Origin of the sequence: Parvibaculum sedimenti (genome assembly GCF_009184905.1) — a bacterium.
Lineage (GTDB): Bacteria > Pseudomonadota > Alphaproteobacteria > Parvibaculales > Parvibaculaceae > Parvibaculum > Parvibaculum sedimenti.
Map to the genome: position 1 here is coordinate 148,229 of NZ_WESC01000006.1, position 17,889 is coordinate 166,117.

The following is a 17,889-nucleotide window of genomic DNA, read 5'->3' on the forward strand; positions in this document are numbered from 1 at the left end:
GAGCGCCCCATGACAACGACGCCGCGCCCTGCAGCGACCGACGATAACAAGCCGACAAGCGTGACGCCGCTGCCGCCGCTGAGTACGACGGCGAGCGACGCTGCAGCTTCGGAGGTGCTGGCGGAGCCGCGGGCGACGCTGCCGGTTGATCTCAGCCCACCGGAACGCTTCATCAATCGCGAACTTTCCTGGCTCGCCTTCAACATGCGCGTGCTGGAAGAGACAGCGAACACCAACCACCCGATGCTGGAGCGGCTGCGCTTCCTTTCGATCTCGGCCTCGAACCTCGACGAGTTCTACATGGTCCGCGTGGCGGGTCTGCGCGGGCAGGTGCGTGCTGGCGTCGAGACGCTGAGCCAGGATGGGCTGACCGCGGCGCAGCAGCTCGACCTCGTCAACGAGGCGGCGAACAAGCTGATGCAGGAGCAGCAGCGGCAGTGGTCGCTGATCAGCAAGGAAATGCGCGAGGTCGCGGGCATCTTCGTGCTCGCGCCGCATGAGGTGACGGAGGAGGAGTTTGCCTGGCTCGAGAACCGGTTTCTCGAACAGGTCTTCCCGGTGCTGACGCCGCTCGCCATCGACCCGGCGCATCCGTTCCCCTTCATTCCCAATCTCGGCTTCGCGCTGGCGCTCAGGCTTCAACGCGAGACGGATGGCAAGCTCATGGATGCGCTGCTGCCCATCCCGACGCAGGTGGAGCGCTTCATCCGCTTGCCGGGCCGTGAAACGGGCGAGGCACAGGGGCAGATCCATTTCGTCACGCTCGAAGACATGATCGGCCTTTTCCTCGACAGGCTTTTCCCCGGCTACAAGGTGATCGGGCAGGGCGCCTTCCGCCTGCTGCGCGACAGCGATATCGAAATCGAGGAAGAAGCCGAAGATCTGGTGCGCTACTTCGAGTCAGCGCTGAAGCGCCGTCGCCGCGGCAGCGTCATCCGGCTGAAGATTCAGGCCTCCACGCCCGCGAAGCTGCGCGATGTCGTGGTGAGCGAACTCGGCGTCACGGAGAAAGAACTCGTCAGGGTCGACGGTTTGCTCGGCCTGGCGCAGACGAACCAGCTCATCGTCGACGACCGGCCCGATCTCAAATTCCCACCCTATGATGCGCGCTTCCCGGAGCGCATTCGCGATCATGGCGGCGATTGTCTTGCCGCCATCCGCTCGAAGGACATCATCGTCCACCATCCCTATGAGTCATTCGACGTGGTGGTGCAGTTCCTGCGGCAGGCGGCGGCGGACCCGGATGTCGTCGCGATCAAGCAGACGCTTTATCGCACTTCGAAAGACAGCCCCATCGTGCAGGCGCTGATCGAGGCGGCGGAAGCGGGCAAGTCGGTGACGGCGCTCGTGGAACTCAAGGCGCGTTTCGACGAGGCGGCAAATATCGTCTGGGCACGGAACCTCGAACGCGCAGGCGTGCAGGTCGTCTTCGGCTTCATCGAGCTGAAGACGCATGCGAAACTGTCGCTTGTGGTGCGCCGCGAGGCGGGCGCGCTGCGCTCTTATGTTCATTTCGGGACGGGCAACTACCATCCGGTGACGGCGAAGATCTATACCGATCTTTCCATGTTCACCTGCGACCCGCTGCTGGCGGCGGACGTCTCGCAGATATTCAATTTCATCACTGGCTATGCGGAGCCGAAGCACCTGAACCTGCTCGCGGTTTCGCCGATCAACCTGCGCGCGCGGCTTCTTGGCCATATTCGTGACGAGATGGAGCACGCGAAGGCCGGGCGGCTCGGCGCGATCTGGGTCAAGCTCAACTCGCTGGTCGATCCCGAGATTATCGACGCGCTTTATGAGGCGAGCTGCGCGGGCGTGAAGATCGACCTCGTCATTCGCGGCATCTGCTGCCTGCGTCCGGGCGTGCCGGGGCTTTCGGAAAACATCCGTGTCAAGAGCATTGTGGGCCGCTTCCTCGAACATTCGCGCATCATCTGCTTCGGCAAGGGCCACGGGCTGCCCTCCGACAAGGCCAAGGTCTATATTTCCTCGGCCGACTGGATGCCGCGCAACCTCGACCGCCGGGTCGAGGTTCTGGTCCCGATTCTCAATCCGACCGTCCACGACCAGGTTCTCGACCAGATCATGGTTGCGAATCTGAGGGACAATCAGCAGAGCTGGGAGTTGAGGGCGGATGGGTCATATGAGCGCATTACCGTGCCTGAAGGGGGCGAACCCTTCAATGCGCACGCCTATTTCATGAACAATGCGAGCCTTTCGGGCCGCGGGAAATCCCTGCGCGGCGATCTTCCTCCGACTTTTGCCGTCAATAGTGGTGACGGCGGGCCGGACAAGCATTAGTTTCCCCTTCAGAGGCCAAATAGCTGTGGGGTTATCTTGAACGGCGGCAGGAAGTCGACCGGCCGGTTCGGCATTGTCGATCTCGGTTCCAATTCCGTGCGTCTCGTCGTTTATGCGGCGGCCGCGCGCAGTCCCGTGCTCGTTTTCAATGAAAAGGTGCTGTGTGGTCTTGGCCGCACGCTTTCGAGCACCGGCAAGCTCGACCCGAAGGGCATCGAGCGCGCGCTCGACGCAATCCGGCGCTTCATCGCGCTGCGCGAACAGATCGGTATCAAGACGCTGATCGTTGCAGCTACGGCGGCTGTGCGCGATGCGACCGACGGGCCCGAGTTCATAGCCCGCGTCGAAAAGATATGCGGCTTCAAGATCGAACTCGTTTCCGGTGTTGAGGAAGCGCGGCTTTCGGCGCAGGGCGTACTGTCGGGCATTCCGGATGCGGATGGCGTCGTGGGCGATCTCGGCGGCGCGAGTCTCGAACTGGTCGGCGTGTCGGGCGGCAAGCGGCTCGGCGTCGGCTCGACGCTGCCGATCGGGCCTTTGCGCATCATCGACCAGTCGAAGAACAATCTGGTCGCGGCGGAAGCCATTGTCGACAAGGCGCTGAAGGGGCTCGACGTTCTCAGGGAGAATCAGGGCAAGCGGCTCTATGTCGTGGGCGGCGCCTGGCGGAATCTCGCGCGCATTCATATGGCGCAGCGGCACTATCCGATTCATGTGCTCCACCAATATGTGATCCCGGCGCGCGACGCGGCGGACCTTGCCAAGCTTATCGAGAAGCTAGGGCCGAAGACGCTCGCGCAGATCCCCGACATTTCCGAGCGCCGTATCGACACGCTGCCCTTCGGCGCGCTGGTGCTGGAGCGCGTCATTGCCGCGATGAAGGCGAAGGAGGTCGTGGTTTCGGCCTATGGGCTTCGCGAGGGCATTCTTTTTGACCGGCTGGACAAGCGCACGCAGGCGAAGGATCCGCTGATCGAGGGCTGCCGCGATATGGCAAAGCTGCTGTCGCGCTTTCCAGAACATGGAGACGAGCTGACGCCCTGGACGGCGCCGCTTTTCCGTGACGAGGTGCTGGGCGAAACGACGGAACAGGCGCGGTTGCGCCATGCCGCCTGCATCCTTGCCGATATCGGCTGGTATGTGCACCCCGACTACAGGGCGCATCATTCGCTGACGCAGATTTTGCTCGCACCGTTTTCGGGCGTCGATCACTCCGGGCGGCTTTTCCTCGCGCGGGTCGGCTATCACCGGCATGAGGGCAGGGGCGAGCCGGAACTTATCGGCAATCTCGCGGGCATTCTGACCGAGACGGAAAATTACCGCGCCATGGTGCTGGGGCTCGCGCTCCGGCTTGCCTTCACGCTTTGCGCGGCGACGACGGGCATGCTGCCCAAGACGAAGCTCGAGGTCACGAAGAGCACGGTTACGCTTGTTGTGCCTCGTCGCTACGAGCCGCTGCTCGGCGAAGTCGTGCAGCGCCGTCTTGCGGCGCTTGCCCGCGCGGTGGATCGTAAGGGCGAGATGCGGGTGGGGCGGTAGGCTTTGCCCGAAAGGGCGAATATTGAAGTCCGGATAGCCTTGCCCGGTATGTTTGTTGCCTCTAAGGGTTTTCATGCCGTCCGAAAGGCCGCATAGTGAGGACTATGTTCCGGTTCCGGCGCTGTCCCGGGCCTCACCTCATCGTGGCGTCGCGGGCGCCGGGTTTTCGCGTGCGTTGCCGTATATCCCGATGGAGGGGGGCGTGCCGAAGAAAAAGAGTCCAGCCGCGACGGAGCGCGAGGAGCCGATTTCGCATGGCGAGATCCGGGATGCCATCTCGGTGCTCGAGCAAGCGTTATTCAATCACGTGCAATGGACCGATGCTCTCAACATCACGCTGATCTGTCATCTGCGCCCCGATGAACGGGATCTAAGCCCCAACGCACACCGCGAATGCCGCCTCGGGCAATGGTATTACAACGAGAACACGCGCGTCGTTCGGACCAATCCAAATTTCACAGAGCTGGAAGAGGCGCATCGCGAGGTGCATCGACGGGCCGCCCATCTGCTGGGGCTTTCGGCCTCCCGCCAGGAAATTCCGATGGCGGATTATGAGCAGTTCACGCATGAGCTGAAACGACTGCGCCTTCAGATCGAGACGCTCAAGCGCGAGCTTGAAGATGAAATATACAATGTCGACGAGCTGACGGGCGCAAGCACCAGGGTCGGCATGCTCACCAAGCTTCGGGAGCAACACGAACTGGTCAAGCGCAAGCTTGAGACTTGCGCCATCGTCATGATGGATATCGACAAGTTCAAGGACGTTAACGACACATACGGTCATTCGATCGGCGACCAGGCTCTGGCGACTTTCGCGCATCATGTCATGCGCAATACGAGGCCGTTTGACCGGCTTTTTCGTTACGGGGGCGAGGAGTTTCTGCTCTATGCCCCTCATACGGATATGATTTCTGTCCGGCGGATGATCGAGCGGATTCGAAGCGAGCTGGAGAAGATCGAAATTATCAGCCCCGGCTATGCGCCGTTCTTCATCAGCGCGTCATTCGGCATCGCCATACTCGATCCCGATGTGCCGGTGATGGATTCCATCGAACGCGCCGACCTTGCCGTCTATGCGGCCAAGGCGCGGGGGCGGAATCGGACGGTCATATGGGATCCCTCGCTTGAGCGCGCGGGAACGAAGTAGGGCGCGAGGCGTCAGCGCCCGCTCTTCCCCGGCTCGATCAGGATGATGCGTTTGCCCGCGCGGTGGACCGCAAGGGCGAGATGCGGGTGGGGCGGTAGAAAGCCGCCTGGCGGCATCCAGCGCGGGCGTATAACGCAGGCTGACGATTTTGTTTTTGCTCATTGCGTTAGTTAAATCTGCGGCCTAGCCTGAAACAAAGCTTCATAAGCCGCAGGTGAGTGCTGATGTCGGGCGCATCGTTTGTGCCGGGGGTCGATGGGCTCCGGTTTTTGGCAATATTTGGTGTCGTGCTGTTCCACGCCAATTTGTTCAGTGCTGGCTGGATTGGCGTCTGGCTTTTCTTTGTCATTTCCGGATTTGTAATTACCAGATCGCTTTTGGCAGACGGTCACGCAGGGCTTGGCGTAAGAGAAAGGCTCGCGCATTTCTACATGAAGCGGGCATTTCGCATTCTTCCTCTCTACCTTGCTGCGGTGGCGCTTTTCTCGCTGACCTGCTTTTTTGTCATTAGGTATCAGCCCGGTCAGATAGCTCTTTCACGAAACGGCTTGGCGTATGCGGAGCATATTCCATACTTGCTCACATTCACTTACAATTTCTACCGCATCAGTGACTCCTATCTTCCATCCTCATTTTTCTCGCATTTCTGGAGCCTGAGCATTGAGGAGCAATTCTATTTCTTTTATCCTGTGCTTCTGATCGGGCTTGGAATTGGCCGATTGCCAAGGGCATTGATCTTTGTACTGATTTTATCACCCTGCATTCGACTTCTGGTCAGCATGTTGTATGGAGGCGCGCCATCTGATTTGGGGGGGGCGAGCGATGAAATGTCGAGAGGCGCCGGTAACGCCGTTTATCAGTTTTCTTTTGGACATTTCGACGCTTTTGCTGCCGGCGCACTCGTAGCCGTTTTTGAGGCACGCATTCGGGCTTCAAGCCGTGGCTTGATGTATCTCACGTTCGCTTCGACTGCGGCCCTCGGATGTTACATTCTGTTGGCTGTTCCGTGGTTTGGCGGACTCCGCGGCGCTTTCGGGGTCAACATCTATGGGCACTATGCGGAGATATGGCTTTACTCGGTGCTCGATCTTGTTTTTGCCACGCTGCTCATTGCAATTCTAACGGGATTGAAGCCGCTCGATTGGCTCCTCACACGTAGCGTGCCACTATTTTTGGGGCGCATTTCCTACGGGCTCTATGTCTGGCACATGCCGATATTTCGGGTCTTGGGCAAACGCCTGGTGCCCGTCGCTGAATCTGTCTTCGTTAAACACGACGCTGCGTTTCTCGCGCCGCCCGTTCTGTTTGTCGGGTTGAGCGGGTTGACTGTGGCTGTCTCGTACATCTCCTTTGTGATGTACGAGAAGCCTATGATGGCATTAGGACGTCGCCTGTGGCAGCAGCGTGCCGCTAAGGGCGAGGCTATTTCGCGCTCTTCCCCGGCTCGATCAGGATGATGCGTTTGCCCTTGGCGCCGATGGCGAGTTCGCCGCGCTTGAGGCGCAGTGCGTCGGCACCGAAGACTTCGCGGCGCCAGCCCTTGAGAGCCGGGACGTCGGCTTCATCATGAGCGGCGATGTGCTCGAGGTCGGAGACCTTGGCGATGAGCTTCTGGGCGACTTCGTGCTCCTCGCAGCGCATGGCGAGCAGCACCTTCAGCAACTCGACCAGCGGCCCGATACCTGGCGGCAGCGGCTCGGCATCCTTCACCACGGGGATCTGATCTTCCGGCATGTTGAGACCGCGCTCGATCGCTTCCATCAGGGCGGCGGCGGAGCGGTTGTTCGACAGGCCCTTGGGCACGGCGCGGAGCCGGTCCAGCTCTTCGAGCGAGCGGGGAATCTGTGTCGCGATCTCGGCCAGTGCGTCGTCTTTCAGAACGCGGGAGCGGGGCAGGTCCCGATCCTGCGCCTGACGCTCGCGCCAGGCGGCGACCTCCACCAGCACGGCAAGGCCCTTGCTGCCCTTGAAGCGCACCTTGAGCCGCTTCCAGGCATCTTCGGGGCGGGTCGTGTAGGTCTCGGGATCCTGAAGGATCGCCATTTCCTCGGCCACCCAGCGGGCGCGGCCCGTCTGGGTCAGGCGGCGGGCGAGAACCTCGTAGATCTTGCGCAGATGCGTGACGTCGCCCGACGCATATTGAAGCTGTTTGTCGGAAAGGGGGCGGCGCGCCCAGTCGGTGAAGCGGGAGGACTTGTCCACGCTGCCGCCGGTGAGGCGCTTCACCAGCGTCTCGTAGCCCACAGAGTCGCCGAAGCCGCAGACCATGGCCGCGACCTGGGTGTCGAAGAGCGGGTCGGGGATCGTCTCGGCTTCATGCCAGAAGATTTCGATGTCCTGCCGCGCGGCATGGAAGACCTTCACGACCTGCTTGTTGCGCATCAGCTCGTAAAAGGGCGCAAGGTCGAGGCCCGGCGCCAGCGGGTCGATGATGAAATCGTCATCGGGACCGGCGAGCTGGATCAGGCAGAGCTTCGACCAGAAGGTCGAGTCGCGCATGAATTCCGTGTCGACCGTCACGTAGCCGACGGTGGAGAGGCGAGCGCAGACGGCCGCCAGGGTTTCGGTATCTTTAATGGTGTTCATGGAGAGCCTCTATAGCCGATTCAAACAGTCGCTGTCTCGACGCGAAATCGGAATAGGGGCAGAACCGTAAAGAGGGGGAGGCGATGAGCGTAGCTCAGCCCTTCTTGAGCATCACGCCAATGGTGCCGTCGGCGGCATTGGTAAACTGAATTCCGGCTGCTTCGAACGCCGTCTGAATTGCGATTACGGTGGCGTAAGTCGCCTGAATAACATCCTGCGACGCTTCGACTCTTTTAATCGTCGGGACGGAAAGGTCTGCAGCCTTGGCAAGCTCCGACTGGCCCCAGCCAAGCAGAGCACGTGCGGCTCGAATGTGTTCTGGAGTCAGCATTTGATCCGGCATCTATCCTTGCGGATGAAATCTCTATCCCTGCGGATCGAAATCCCTTGACCCCCATATGGTAAACGATAGAGTTTACCAATAACGCATCTTATGTGATCCTAAAAGGATCAACTTTGATCCATTACTGAGGAACTGTGACGCGACGGGATGAAGCCTAGCACGGAAAGCCTTGCTGTGTTCGTGGAATGGAATCGAAGGTAAATGGCCTGTTTCGGACTTAGCCCGCCTTTGCTGAAAATCTTATCGAAATCGCGGGGGCAATGCCGATATCGGGCTAATTTGAGGAGTTCGAAGGGTGGGCGCGTCGCACGAAAATCCGCTGTCGGTTCTAGAGCCGGCATTGCGCGCCATTCGCGGGGTGCTGGCGGCGGCGACGGCAGACGAGCGCGAGACGCTGACCATGAAGTCTCCGCTCGCCTGGCGCATCGGCGCCGCAATTCTCTCGTCTGTGGAGTGCAGTTCCGTCGAGCGGGATGTGAAGCTTGCCGAACTGATGTTTGCGGCAGCGAATCTATGCTACGACGAACATGAACGGGATCTGGACATGGCGCTTACGATTGCCGCGCGCTGCCTACTCTGGCGTGCTTTCGAGATCGAGGCCGAGAGCGACGGGCTCGGCGCCGCGATTACCCGGATGGATGTCTTCATTTCCCTCGTCGATAGAAAATGGCTGACCGACCATGCCGAATTGATGGCGCATCTCCACAGGTTGCGGAGTCATCTCGTGCGGTTTCTGGACGTGAGGTCCAAAGAGCCGAGTGCTCCAACCGGCGGCGGCAGACGGGATAGCGCCCGGCAGAAGGTCTTCGAGATCATAACAGGCGGACGCGATTTGGACGGCGACGGGGGGCGCGGGAAGCGTTAGGGGCCCCTCAGGCCTGTGTAACGCATTGTCGACTTTGACAAGTTGGTGCCTTCCATGCACTTTCCCCTCCATCCGGGCGTGGTCATGAGTTGCGTCGCGGAGATTCGTTATTGATTATCAAGGCCTTGCAGCTATGAACCTCTATCGCAGCCACACTGCTGGCGAGCTCCGTAAGTCTCATGTCGGCGAGAGCGTCCGCCTCTCCGGCTGGGTCCACCGAAAGCGCGATCATGGCGGGCTGCTCTTTATCGATCTGCGCGACAATTACGGGCTGACCCAGCTCGTTTTCGATCCCGACCACGCGGCGGCATTCGCCATGGCCGAGAAGGTTCGCGCGGAATATGTCATCAAGGTCGAGGGCAAGGTCGTCGCCCGCTCGGACGAGACGGTGAATCCTGGCCTTGCGACCGGCGAGATCGAAGTTCAGGTGACCTCTCTCGAAGTTCTCTCCGAGGCGTTGGAACTGCCGCTGCCGATCTTCGGCGAGCCGGACTACCCCGAAGACATCCGCCTCACCTACCGCTTCCTCGACCTGCGCCGCGAAACGCTGCACAAGAACATCCTGCTGCGCTCCAAGATCATCGCCTCGGCGCGCCGCCGGATGACGGAAGCGGGCTTCAATGAATTCCAGACGCCGATCCTGACGGCGTCGAGCCCGGAAGGCGCGCGCGACTTCCTCGTGCCGAGCCGCATCCATCCCGGCAAGTTCTATGCGCTTCCGCAGGCGCCGCAGCAGTTCAAGCAGCTCATCATGGTCGCGGGCTTCGACCGCTATTTCCAGATCGCGCCCTGCTTCCGCGACGAGGACGGCCGCGCTGACCGCTCGCCGGGCGAGTTCTACCAGCTCGATGTCGAGATGAGCTTCGTCAGCCAGGATGATGTTTTTGCTGCGATTGAGCCCATTCTTCATGGATTGTTTGAAGAGTTCGCCGACGGCAAGGTGGTGACGCCTTATCCGTTCCCGCGCATTCCCTATGCGACCTCGATGCGGAAATACGGTTCGGACAAGCCGGACCTTCGCAACCCGATCGAGATGTCGGATGCGACGCATATCTTCCGCGGTTCGGGCTTCAAGGTCTTCGCCGGCATGATCGAAAAGGACCTCAAGGTCGAGGTCTGGGCGATCCCGGCGCCGGGCGGCGGCAACCGCGCTTTCTGCGACCGCATGAACGGCTGGGCGCAGGGCGAGGGCCAGCCGGGCCTCGGCTACATCTTCTACCGCTCCGAGAACGGAACGCTGGAAGGCGCTGGCCCGCTTGCGAAAAACATCGGCCCTGAGAGAACGGAACAGCTTCGCGTCGACCTCGGCCTGAAGGAAGGCGACGCCGTCTTCTTCGTCGCCGGCCTGCCGAAGAACTTCACCGCCTTTGCCGGCGCGGCGCGTACCCGCATCGGCAAGGAACTGAACCTCATTGAGGAAGGCATCTTCAAGTTCTGCTGGATCGTCGACTTCCCGATGTTCGAGTGGAACGAGGATGAAAAGCGCGTCGACTTCTCGCACAACCCCTTCTCCATGCCGCAGGGTGGCCTCGAAGCGCTGGAAAATCAGGACCCGCTGACGATCAACGCCTATCAGTACGACATCGTCTGCAACGGCGTGGAACTCTCCTCGGGCGCCATCCGGAACCACAAGCCGGAGATCATGTACAAGGCCTTCGCCATTGCCGGTTACGAGAAGGAAACGGTGGAGACGAAGTTCGGCGGCATGCTCAATGCCTTCAAATATGGCGCGCCGCCTCACGGCGGCCTCGCACCGGGCATCGACCGCATGGTCATGCTGCTCGCCGGCGTCGAGAACCTGCGCGAGGTGACCATGTTCCCGATGAACCAGCAGGCGCAGGATCTGCTGATGCAGGCGCCTTCGGAAGTGACGCCGAAGCAGCTGAAGGAACTTTCCATCCGCGTGGTGCCGCCGCTCGAGAAAAAGGGCTGAGGGCTTCACGGACAAGAACAGGGGCCGGAGCCGCAAGCTCCGGCCTTTTTCTTAAGGGGAATACGATGCTGCGGAGCACCAAGGAACGGTTCTTTCAGGCCGCGCTTTACGAGGTCATAGGGCTCGCGATCCTGACGCCTGCCTACAGCTTCGCTCTCGGACTGCCGCTCGACAATTCCTTCGTGACGATGGCGTGGATTTCGGCGGTCGTCGTTGTCTGGTCGGCGATCTACAACACGATCTTCGACCGGCTGCTGCTCAAATGGACGGGCCTTGCCGCGCATCAGAAGACGCTCGTCCTGCGCCTGCTTCATGCCTCGCTCTATGAGACCACGATCACGATCTTCGCCGTGCCGATCATCGCCTATATGAGCGGCAAGGGCTGGCTCGTCGCCTTTCTGGCGGACCTCGCCTTCACGGCGGTCTACTTCGTCTACACCTATGTTTTCTACCTTGTGTATGACTGGGCGAGACCCGTTCGTCGGCGCGAGACTGCATGATCGGGCTTGTTTGATCCCGATCAAGTTTTCAACCGGCAAGGCGTGCGAGCCTTTTCCTGTCGCCAGGAGACGGCGGCGGCATCAGTTCTCTCAATCTGAGTAGAAACAAGGAGCCGGCCATGCTCAAGGTAATCGAAGTTCTCGCTGAATCTGACAAGAGCTGGGAAGACGCAGCCGCGAGCGCCGTGAAGGCGGCCGCCAAGACCGTTCACGGCATCAAGTCCATCTATATCCAGGACATGGAAGCGTCGGTGAAAGACAACAAGATCGTGACCTATCGCATCAATGCGAAGATTTCCTTTCTCCTCGACGGGAAATGACCGGGGCGCCTATCGCCCGTTCGGCTTCTGGGTACTCCTGCAAAGGAAGACGGCATGAAACCTCCGCACATCTGGATCGTTGTCGCCGACGGTGAGACGGCACGCTTTTTCTCGGCTCACGGACGAACCGCGAAGCTCGACCCTGGCGTTCCCTATGAGCTGAGGATGATCAATCCGCCTTCCCGCGAGCAGGGAACGGAGAGGCCCGGACGTGGCCATGAAAGCGTCGGACAATTGAGGCACAGCGTTCAGCCGCGCGTCGATCCGCACCGCGAGGCAAAGCGGACATTCGCGGAGGAAATCGCGGAGCTTCTCTATGGGAAGACGCGCGAGGACGCCTTTGACGAACTCATCATCGCCGCGCCGCCCAAAATGCTCGGCGATCTGCGCGACGCACTGGACGAGAAGACGAAGGAACGGGTGAAGGCGGAGTTGCACAAGGATCTGACGAAGCTCACGCCTGTCGAACTCCATGCTTACCTGACCGCGGAACTCTGGCGCTGACCCTTTGCCGCGGGCATCTGCTCGCGCGGACGCAACTCGACATCGATCGAGGCGAGATGCGCATAGATGTGCGCGAGGCGCCGCAGCGGCCACCAGTCGTAAAGCAGCATTTCCACCGGCTTCCACATGGCGACCCAGCCGAGGATGAGCAGGCCCTCGGACAGGATGTCCTCGAGGGTGGTCGTGGGCACCCGCAGAAATATCTGCCGAAGCGCGATGCAGGAAAAGAGGAAGACAAGGCCGAGCAGGAGCGTGGTGCGGCCCTCGCGCAGCAGCAGTCGCAGCCGCCTCATGGTCGCGTCGTGGCAATAATCGAAATAGTGGCGAATGGCATCCGGCGCCGCCTTGGCCTCCGGCTCGATCATGGCTTCGGCGGGCAGGTAGACGACGAGCTTTACCGGCGTCCTTGGCTGAAGATCGCGCAGCGACTCGACGATATAGGCCTCGGCGTCGTGATCGAGGTCTTTTTCGTGAAAGGGTGACGGGTCGAGCGAATTGAAGAGCTGTTCGACCCTGAGAAGTTTCAATTCAATCAGGGTGACGTCGCCCTCGCGCCGGTAGCGGAACCAGGGGTCAGACTCAAAGTCTTTGTCGGTCAAGGCATGCACCGTGCGGATGGAGCCGCAGGGCCCGCGGGCTCAAGGAGAGGGCGTGGCGCTTCGCCCCCTCCGGTGAGGGAGCGAAGCGACTGGCGTTTTACTGACCCGGGGCCTTCAGGGTGCCGCCGGCGGGAGGCGTCTCGCCGGAGGGCGGAAGCGCGCTCGAATCCTCGCTCTGCGAGAAAACCGGCGTCGGTAGTGTGCCTACGGGTACGATGATGCCATTCGAGGCCTCGATGGCGGGGCCGGACTGATCGGCACCGAACTCGCCGCCGAAATGCAGGCCATTGGCGATGGGGGTGATGGTCACCGGATCTTTCTGGAAGGTGTTGATCGTCACGCCGCTGCCCACGCTCGCGGGCGTGATGTGGCCGGGCACGATCTCATAGAGCATCAGCGCCTGCACATTGTTGCGGTCGCTCGCTGCCGGATGGATGAGATCGTCATAGCCGCCCTTGATTGCATCGAAGGCGGCATTGGTGGGCGCGAAAACGGTACGCGGGCTTTTTGCCGTGTACTGATATTTGACGCCATTGGCGTCGATGATCTGAATGAGCGTCGAGAACCGCGGATCGGCCTTCAGCGCGTCATAGATTGTGCCGGCGAAGGCAGGGGCGGCGCCCGCCACGAGGAAGGCGGCGGCGGCAAGGAGCGTCTTGAATTTGGCGGACATTTTTCTTGTGCCTCGGGGTCTGTTGTTCATGAACATGGTGAACCTGGGCGACGGCAGGACGGCGAGAAAAGGGATCGCCGCACCTGATTTAACGCCTTTCAAGCCAGCCGCGCAATTCGACCATAATGAGACAGTGATGCTGACCGAGATTCAGCCGCGCTTGCGATAGATGCGGGCGATGTCAGGCCGCGCCGAGCGCGCGCTTCATGGCTTTGAGATTGCTCCGGCAGAAGGCAGTCATCTGCGCGGTCTGCTCGTCGAGCGAGGCTTCGTCTTCGAGCTCGAACCGGATGATGAGTTCGATGCGGGAGGAGCTGTCTGAAACCGGCCTCACCGAGACGGTGGAAAGATAGGTCTTCATCCCCGCGCGCGGCAGCGTGTAGGTGTAGTGGTGCGGGCCCTCGTCAACCAGCCGCTCGCGGAAGCTCTGGCCGTTCTGAAGCGTCAGTACACGGAACTTGCCCTCCGGCGTCTCTTCAAGCTTTGCGTCAGTGACGAGCTTCGCCCATTTGTCGATACGGACGAAATCGCCGATCACGGCCCATACGGCATCGGCGGGGAGCGAGATGTCTTCGTAGGTGACGAGTTCGTGCATGGCGGCTCTCCCGCGCTTGATATTCACTAAAAACGTGGATGGCCCGGTCAAGCCGGGCCATGACGTCGGAGAATGATGGCTTAGCTACAGCCGCTCGTCGAGCCGCAGGTGTCGCATTTCAGGCATGTTCCGTTTCTCACCATCGTGAAGTTGCCACATTCGCTGCAGGCTTCGCCTTCATAGCCTTTCATGCGGGCTTCGGCGACGCGGGAGAAGGAGACGGTGGTGCTTTCGGTGCGGAGCGTCGCCTGCACGGCCATTTCCTCGGCGTGTTCGGCGGCGTCGAGGATGGCGGCCGTGGCCGTCGCGCCCGCGACCTGGGCTCGCATCGTCGCGGCACCGCCGCGGACGATATAGAGGTTCGACATTTGTGTGTTGCGCGTGAAGCCGGGGCTCACGACGCTCGATGCCGGAAGCTTGCCTTCGTCGGAGCCGCTGCCCATGGCATCGAAGCCGATGTCTTTGGGGTCTACATGGCCGAGGTCGGAGCGGCCGAGATAGGAGACGGCGAGTTCGCGGAACACATAGTCGAGAATCGAGGTCGCGTTCTTGATGCGATCATTGCCCTGTACGAGGCCGGCGGGCTCAAAGCGAGTGAAGGTGAAGGCATCCACATATTCCTCGAGCGGCACGCCATATTGCAGGCCGAGCGAGATGGCGATGGCGAAGTTGTTCATCAGCGAGCGGAAGGCAGCGCCTTCCTTGTGCATGTCGATGAAGATTTCGCCGATCTTGCCGTCTTCATATTCGCCGGTGCGAAGATAGACCTTGTGGCCGCCGACAAGGGCCTTTTGCGTGTAGCCCTTGCGCCGGTCGGGAAGCTTGGCGCGCTCCTTGGCGCGTTCCACCACGCGCTCGACGATCTTCTCGGCGACGACGCGGGCGCGTTCCTGCTGCGGGGCCTGCGCGAGGCGCTCGGCAATGGGCTCTTCGTCGTCCAGAAGTTCGTCTTCGAAAATCTGGGAGTTCAGCGGCTGGGAGAGCTTCGAGCCATCGCGGTAGAGCGCATTGGCCTTCAGCGCGAGTTTCCAGGAGAGCATGTAGCTCGCCTTGCAATCCTCGACACTTGCCGCATTCGGCATGTTGATCGTCTTGGAGATCGCGCCAGAGATGAAGGGCTGGGCGGCGGCCATCATCAGGATGTGGCTGTCGACCGAGAGGAAGCGCGTGCCGGTGCGGCCGCAGGGATTGGCGCAATCGAAGACGGGCAGGTGCTCGTCCTTCAGATGCGGCGCGCCTTCGAGCGTCATGGTGCCGCAGACGTGAAGGTTCGCGGCGTCGATCTCGGCCTTGGTGAAGCCGATGGCGGCGAGGAGATCGAAGTCGAGATCGTCCATCGCGTCTGAATCGAGGCCGAGGACGCCGGTGCAGAAGTCTTCGCCGAGCGACCACTTGTTGAAGGCGAAGCGGATGTCGAAGGCGGTACCGAGGGCGGCTTCGATCGCCGCGATCTTGCCGTCGGTGAAGCCCCTGGCGGCGAGCGTCGTATGATTGACGCCGGGCGCGCGTTCCAGCGTACCGAGGCCGACGGCGTAGTTCACCATCTCGTCGATCTGGGCTTCGGTATAGCCGAGTGTGCGAAGGGCCTGCGGCACGGCGCGGTTGATGATCTTGAAATAGCCGCCGCCTGCGAGCTTCTTGAACTTCACCAGCGCGAAGTCGGGCTCGATGCCGGTCGTGTCGCAATCCATGACGAGGCCGATCGTGCCCGTGGGCGCGATGACGGTCGCCTGCGCGTTGCGATAGCCGAAACGCTCGCCCATGGTGACGGCAAGATCCCAGGCGGCACGGGCATGGTCGATCAGGTCGCGCTGCGGGCAGTTCTCGTGGTCGAGAGGCACGGGCGCGATGCTGAGGGCTTCATAGCCGTCCACGGCGCCATGCGCGGCCCGGGCGTGGTTGCGCATGACGCGCAGCATATGCTCGCGGTTTTCCGGGTAGCCGAGGAAGGCGCCGAGCTCGCGGGCCATCTGCGCCGAGGTCGCATAGGCGACGCCGGTCATGATGGCGCTGATCGCGCCGGTGAGCGCGCGGGCTTCCTTCGAATCGTAGCCGAGGCCGAGCGACATCAGGAGGCCGCCGATATTGGCGAAGCCGAGGCCGAGCGTGCGGAACCTGAAGGAGCGTTCGGCAATCTCGCGGCTCGGGAACTGGGCCATGAGCACCGAGATTTCGAGCACGATGGTCCAGAGCTTGACCGCATGTTCGAAGGCTTCGACGTCGAAGCGGCCACCCTGTTCGCGGAAGGTCATCAGGTTCAGCGAGGCGAGGTTGCAGGCCGTGTCGTCGAGGAACATATATTCCGAGCACGGATTGCTGGCGCGGATATCGCCATTGGCGGGGCAGGTGTGCCAGTCGTTGATCGTGGTGTGGAACTGGATGCCCGGATCGGCGGACGCCCATGCGGCATGGGCAATCTGTTCCCAGAGTTCGCGCGCCTTCAGCGTTTTCGAGATGCGGCCATCGGTGCGGCGGACGAGGTTCCAGTCGCCATCGTTTTCGACGGCGCGGAGGAAACCATCCTCGACGCGGACGGTGTTGTTGGAGTTCTGGCCGGAGACGGTCAGATAGGCTTCCGAATCCCAGTCGGTGTCATAGGTGCGGAAGTCGATATCCGTGTAGCCCTGACGCGCGAACTGGATGACGCGCTGAATGTAGTTCTCCGGCACCTGCATGCGGCGCGCGGCGACGATCTCGCGCTTCAGGGCAGGGTTCTTCTTCGGGTCGTAGCAGTCGTCATTGTGCCCTTCGCAATTCACGCAGGCGCGCATGATCGCGTTGAGATGCTTCTGGTTGATCTTCGAGCCGGTGACGAGGGCGGCGACCTTCTGCTCTTCGATGACCTTCCAGTTGATGAAATTCTCGATGTCGGGATGGTCCACATCGACGATGACCATCTTGGCGGCGCGGCGTGTGGTGCCGCCCGACTTGATCGCGCCCGCCGCGCGGTCGCCGATCTTGAGGAAGCTCATCAGGCCCGACGACTTGCCGCCGCCCGAAAGCTTCTCTTCTTCGCCGCGCAGGCTGGAGAAGTTCGAGCCCGTGCCCGAGCCATATTTGAAGAGGCGCGCCTCGCGGACCCAGAGGTCCATGATGCCGTTCTCGTTGACGAGATCGTCATTCACGCTCTGGATGAAGCAGGCATGCGGCTGCGGGCGCTCATAGGCGCTGGTCGCGCCGACCGTCTCTCCCGTGCGGTGGTTGACGTAGTAGTGGCCCTGCGCGGGGCCGTCGATGCCATAGGCCCAGTGGAGGCCGGTGTTGAACCATTGCGGAGAGTTGGGCGCCGAGATCTGGGCGGCGAGCATATAGGCAAGCTCGTCGCGGAAGGCGGCGGCGTCTTCTTCCGTTTCGAAATAGCCGCCCTTCCAGCCCCAATAGGTCCAGGTGCCGGCAAGGCGGTCGAAGACCTGGCGCGCGTCGCGCTCCGGGCCGAAGCGATCGTCGGGACGTAGCACTTCCAGCGCCTCGATGTCCGGCTCATGGCGCCAGAGGAATTCGGGCACGCCCTCTTCGGGCACGGGGCGAAGCACGGCGGCGACGCCGGCTTTGCGGAAATATTTCTGCGCGAGGATATCGCAGGCGACCTGGCTCCAGTCGGCGGGGACGTCGATCTCGTCGAGCTGGAAAACCAGCGAGCCGTCGGGATTTCGGATTTCGCTCGTGGCCGAGCGGAAGGAAATCCCTGCATAGGGCGATTGGCCCTCGACGGTGAAGCAACGCTGGATACGCATCTGACCCCCGGCTCTCATATGCGCGCCCCGTGGCCAGGGCGCGGCTTAAGCTCATGTTCAGGTCGGGGACCAGCGGACCGGCATTCATCGGGCAAGGCTCCTCCGCCGCGTTCGACCGCATTTTGAACAGGGCCCCTAAACCCCTGAATTCAAAAAACTTTCGACCGCCCGGTCATTATGCTTGCTGGTGAACTTGCCTTGGCCTCGCTTGCCGCCCCTCAACCGATGGAAATCCTAGTCCAGCCAA

Annotated in this window: 16 protein-coding genes; 10 read left to right on the forward strand and 6 right to left on the reverse strand. The window is 61.4% G+C overall.

All coding sequences use genetic code 11. From position 1 onward, the window contains the following. Positions 1-9: 9 nt before the first annotated feature. The 4 genes from F2P47_RS08200 to F2P47_RS08215 all read left to right on the forward strand — a co-directional run bounded on the left by F2P47_RS08200 (position 10) and on the right by F2P47_RS08215 (position 6,447). The gene (locus F2P47_RS08200) at positions 10-2,304 is read left to right on the forward strand and encodes an RNA degradosome polyphosphate kinase (RefSeq protein ID WP_152215865.1); all 2,295 of its coding nucleotides are present in this window, start codon (positions 10-12) and stop codon (positions 2,302-2,304) included. A 36-nt stretch (positions 2,305-2,340) separates the two neighbouring features. Beyond that, complete coding sequence (locus F2P47_RS08205; RefSeq protein WP_185681014.1) at positions 2,341-3,843, forward strand: Ppx/GppA family phosphatase; 1,503 nt, start codon at positions 2,341-2,343, stop codon at positions 3,841-3,843. Between the two features lie 202 nt (positions 3,844-4,045). After that, complete coding sequence (locus tag F2P47_RS08210; RefSeq protein WP_185681015.1) at positions 4,046-4,990, forward strand: diguanylate cyclase domain-containing protein; 945 nt, start codon at positions 4,046-4,048, stop codon at positions 4,988-4,990. A gap of 224 nt (positions 4,991-5,214) precedes the next feature. Continuing rightward, entirely contained in the window at positions 5,215-6,447 is a 1,233-nt protein-coding gene (locus F2P47_RS08215) for an acyltransferase family protein (RefSeq protein ID WP_152215868.1), read from the forward strand. On the opposite strand, the gene rnd is transcribed toward F2P47_RS08215, so the two are convergent. Together rnd and F2P47_RS08225 are read right to left on the reverse strand one after the other, a co-directional pair. Beyond that, positions 6,413-7,576 carry a ribonuclease D gene (gene rnd, locus F2P47_RS08220; protein WP_152215869.1) on the reverse strand — a complete coding sequence of 388 codons (1,164 nt, stop codon included), beginning with the start codon at positions 7,574-7,576 and terminating at the stop codon, positions 6,413-6,415. The two genes, F2P47_RS08215 and rnd, sit on opposite strands and share 35 nt — an antisense overlap. Positions 7,577-7,670: 94 nt before the next feature. Beyond that, positions 7,671-7,907: a helix-turn-helix domain-containing protein gene (locus tag F2P47_RS08225; RefSeq protein WP_152215870.1), complete on the reverse strand. Its 237-nt coding sequence runs from the start codon at positions 7,905-7,907 to the stop codon at positions 7,671-7,673. Positions 7,908-8,259: 352 nt separating this feature from the next. Between F2P47_RS08225 and F2P47_RS08230 the strand changes: the two genes are divergently transcribed. The 5 genes from F2P47_RS08230 to F2P47_RS08250 all read left to right on the forward strand — a co-directional run bounded on the left by F2P47_RS08230 (position 8,260) and on the right by F2P47_RS08250 (position 12,041). Continuing rightward, complete coding sequence (locus F2P47_RS08230) at positions 8,260-8,784, forward strand: hypothetical protein (RefSeq protein WP_152215871.1); 525 nt, start codon at positions 8,260-8,262, stop codon at positions 8,782-8,784. Positions 8,785-8,917: 133 nt separating this feature from the next. After that, positions 8,918-10,717, forward strand: a complete 1,800-nt coding sequence (gene aspS / locus F2P47_RS08235) for an aspartate--tRNA ligase (protein WP_152215872.1) — start codon at positions 8,918-8,920, stop codon at positions 10,715-10,717. Between the two features lie 65 nt (positions 10,718-10,782). Next, positions 10,783-11,217 (forward strand): PACE efflux transporter, encoded by a 435-nt coding sequence (locus F2P47_RS08240; protein ID WP_152215873.1) that lies wholly within the window; start codon positions 10,783-10,785, stop codon positions 11,215-11,217. Positions 11,218-11,336: 119 nt separating this feature from the next. Continuing rightward, the gene (locus tag F2P47_RS08245; protein WP_152215874.1) at positions 11,337-11,537 is read left to right on the forward strand and encodes a dodecin family protein; all 201 of its coding nucleotides are present in this window, start codon (positions 11,337-11,339) and stop codon (positions 11,535-11,537) included. 54 nt (positions 11,538-11,591) lie between these two features. Continuing rightward, complete coding sequence (locus F2P47_RS08250) at positions 11,592-12,041, forward strand: host attachment protein (RefSeq protein ID WP_152215875.1); 450 nt, start codon at positions 11,592-11,594, stop codon at positions 12,039-12,041. Here F2P47_RS08250 and F2P47_RS08255 read toward each other — a convergent pair. Both F2P47_RS08255 and F2P47_RS08260 read right to left on the reverse strand, forming a co-directional pair. Beyond that, positions 12,014-12,640, reverse strand: a complete 627-nt coding sequence (locus F2P47_RS08255; RefSeq protein WP_152215876.1) for a hypothetical protein — start codon at positions 12,638-12,640, stop codon at positions 12,014-12,016. The two genes, F2P47_RS08250 and F2P47_RS08255, sit on opposite strands and share 28 nt — an antisense overlap. A gap of 97 nt (positions 12,641-12,737) precedes the next feature. Further along, a complete protein-coding gene (locus tag F2P47_RS08260; RefSeq protein ID WP_185681016.1) occupies positions 12,738-13,313 on the reverse strand; it encodes a fasciclin domain-containing protein in 576 nt (191 codons plus the stop codon). 28 nt (positions 13,314-13,341) lie between these two features. Here F2P47_RS08260 and F2P47_RS17665 point away from each other — a divergent pair, with 28 nt between their 5' ends. After that, entirely contained in the window at positions 13,342-13,482 is a 141-nt protein-coding gene (locus tag F2P47_RS17665) for a hypothetical protein (RefSeq protein WP_185681017.1), read from the forward strand. 12 nt (positions 13,483-13,494) lie between these two features. Here F2P47_RS17665 and F2P47_RS08265 read toward each other — a convergent pair whose 3' ends face one another. Together F2P47_RS08265 and F2P47_RS08270 are read right to left on the reverse strand one after the other, a co-directional pair. Beyond that, complete coding sequence (locus F2P47_RS08265; RefSeq protein WP_152215878.1) at positions 13,495-13,908, reverse strand: SRPBCC family protein; 414 nt, start codon at positions 13,906-13,908, stop codon at positions 13,495-13,497. Between the two features lie 80 nt (positions 13,909-13,988). Continuing rightward, positions 13,989-17,642, reverse strand: a complete 3,654-nt coding sequence (locus tag F2P47_RS08270) for a vitamin B12-dependent ribonucleotide reductase (protein WP_152215879.1) — start codon at positions 17,640-17,642, stop codon at positions 13,989-13,991. Between the last annotated feature and the right edge of the window lie 247 nt (positions 17,643-17,889).

Coding starts and splice junctions, on each gene's coding strand:
- F2P47_RS08200 (WP_152215865.1), top strand. CDS start 10: ATGACAACGACGCCGCGCCCTGCAGCGACCGACGATAACAAGCCGACA.
- F2P47_RS08215 (WP_152215868.1), top strand. CDS start 5,215: ATGTCGGGCGCATCGTTTGTGCCGGGGGTCGATGGGCTCCGGTTTTTG.
- rnd (WP_152215869.1), bottom strand. CDS start 7,576: ATGAACACCATTAAAGATACCGAAACCCTGGCGGCCGTCTGCGCTCGC.
- F2P47_RS08225 (WP_152215870.1), bottom strand. CDS start 7,907: ATGCTGACTCCAGAACACATTCGAGCCGCACGTGCTCTGCTTGGCTGG.
- aspS (WP_152215872.1), top strand. CDS start 8,918: ATGAACCTCTATCGCAGCCACACTGCTGGCGAGCTCCGTAAGTCTCAT.
- F2P47_RS08240 (WP_152215873.1), top strand. CDS start 10,783: ATGCTGCGGAGCACCAAGGAACGGTTCTTTCAGGCCGCGCTTTACGAG.
- F2P47_RS08245 (WP_152215874.1), top strand. CDS start 11,337: ATGCTCAAGGTAATCGAAGTTCTCGCTGAATCTGACAAGAGCTGGGAA.
- F2P47_RS08250 (WP_152215875.1), top strand. CDS start 11,592: ATGAAACCTCCGCACATCTGGATCGTTGTCGCCGACGGTGAGACGGCA.
- F2P47_RS08260 (WP_185681016.1), bottom strand. CDS start 13,313: ATGTCCGCCAAATTCAAGACGCTCCTTGCCGCCGCCGCCTTCCTCGTG.
- F2P47_RS17665 (WP_185681017.1), top strand. CDS start 13,342: ATGAACATGGTGAACCTGGGCGACGGCAGGACGGCGAGAAAAGGGATC.
- F2P47_RS08265 (WP_152215878.1), bottom strand. CDS start 13,908: ATGCACGAACTCGTCACCTACGAAGACATCTCGCTCCCCGCCGATGCC.
- F2P47_RS08270 (WP_152215879.1), bottom strand. CDS start 17,642: ATGCGTATCCAGCGTTGCTTCACCGTCGAGGGCCAATCGCCCTATGCA.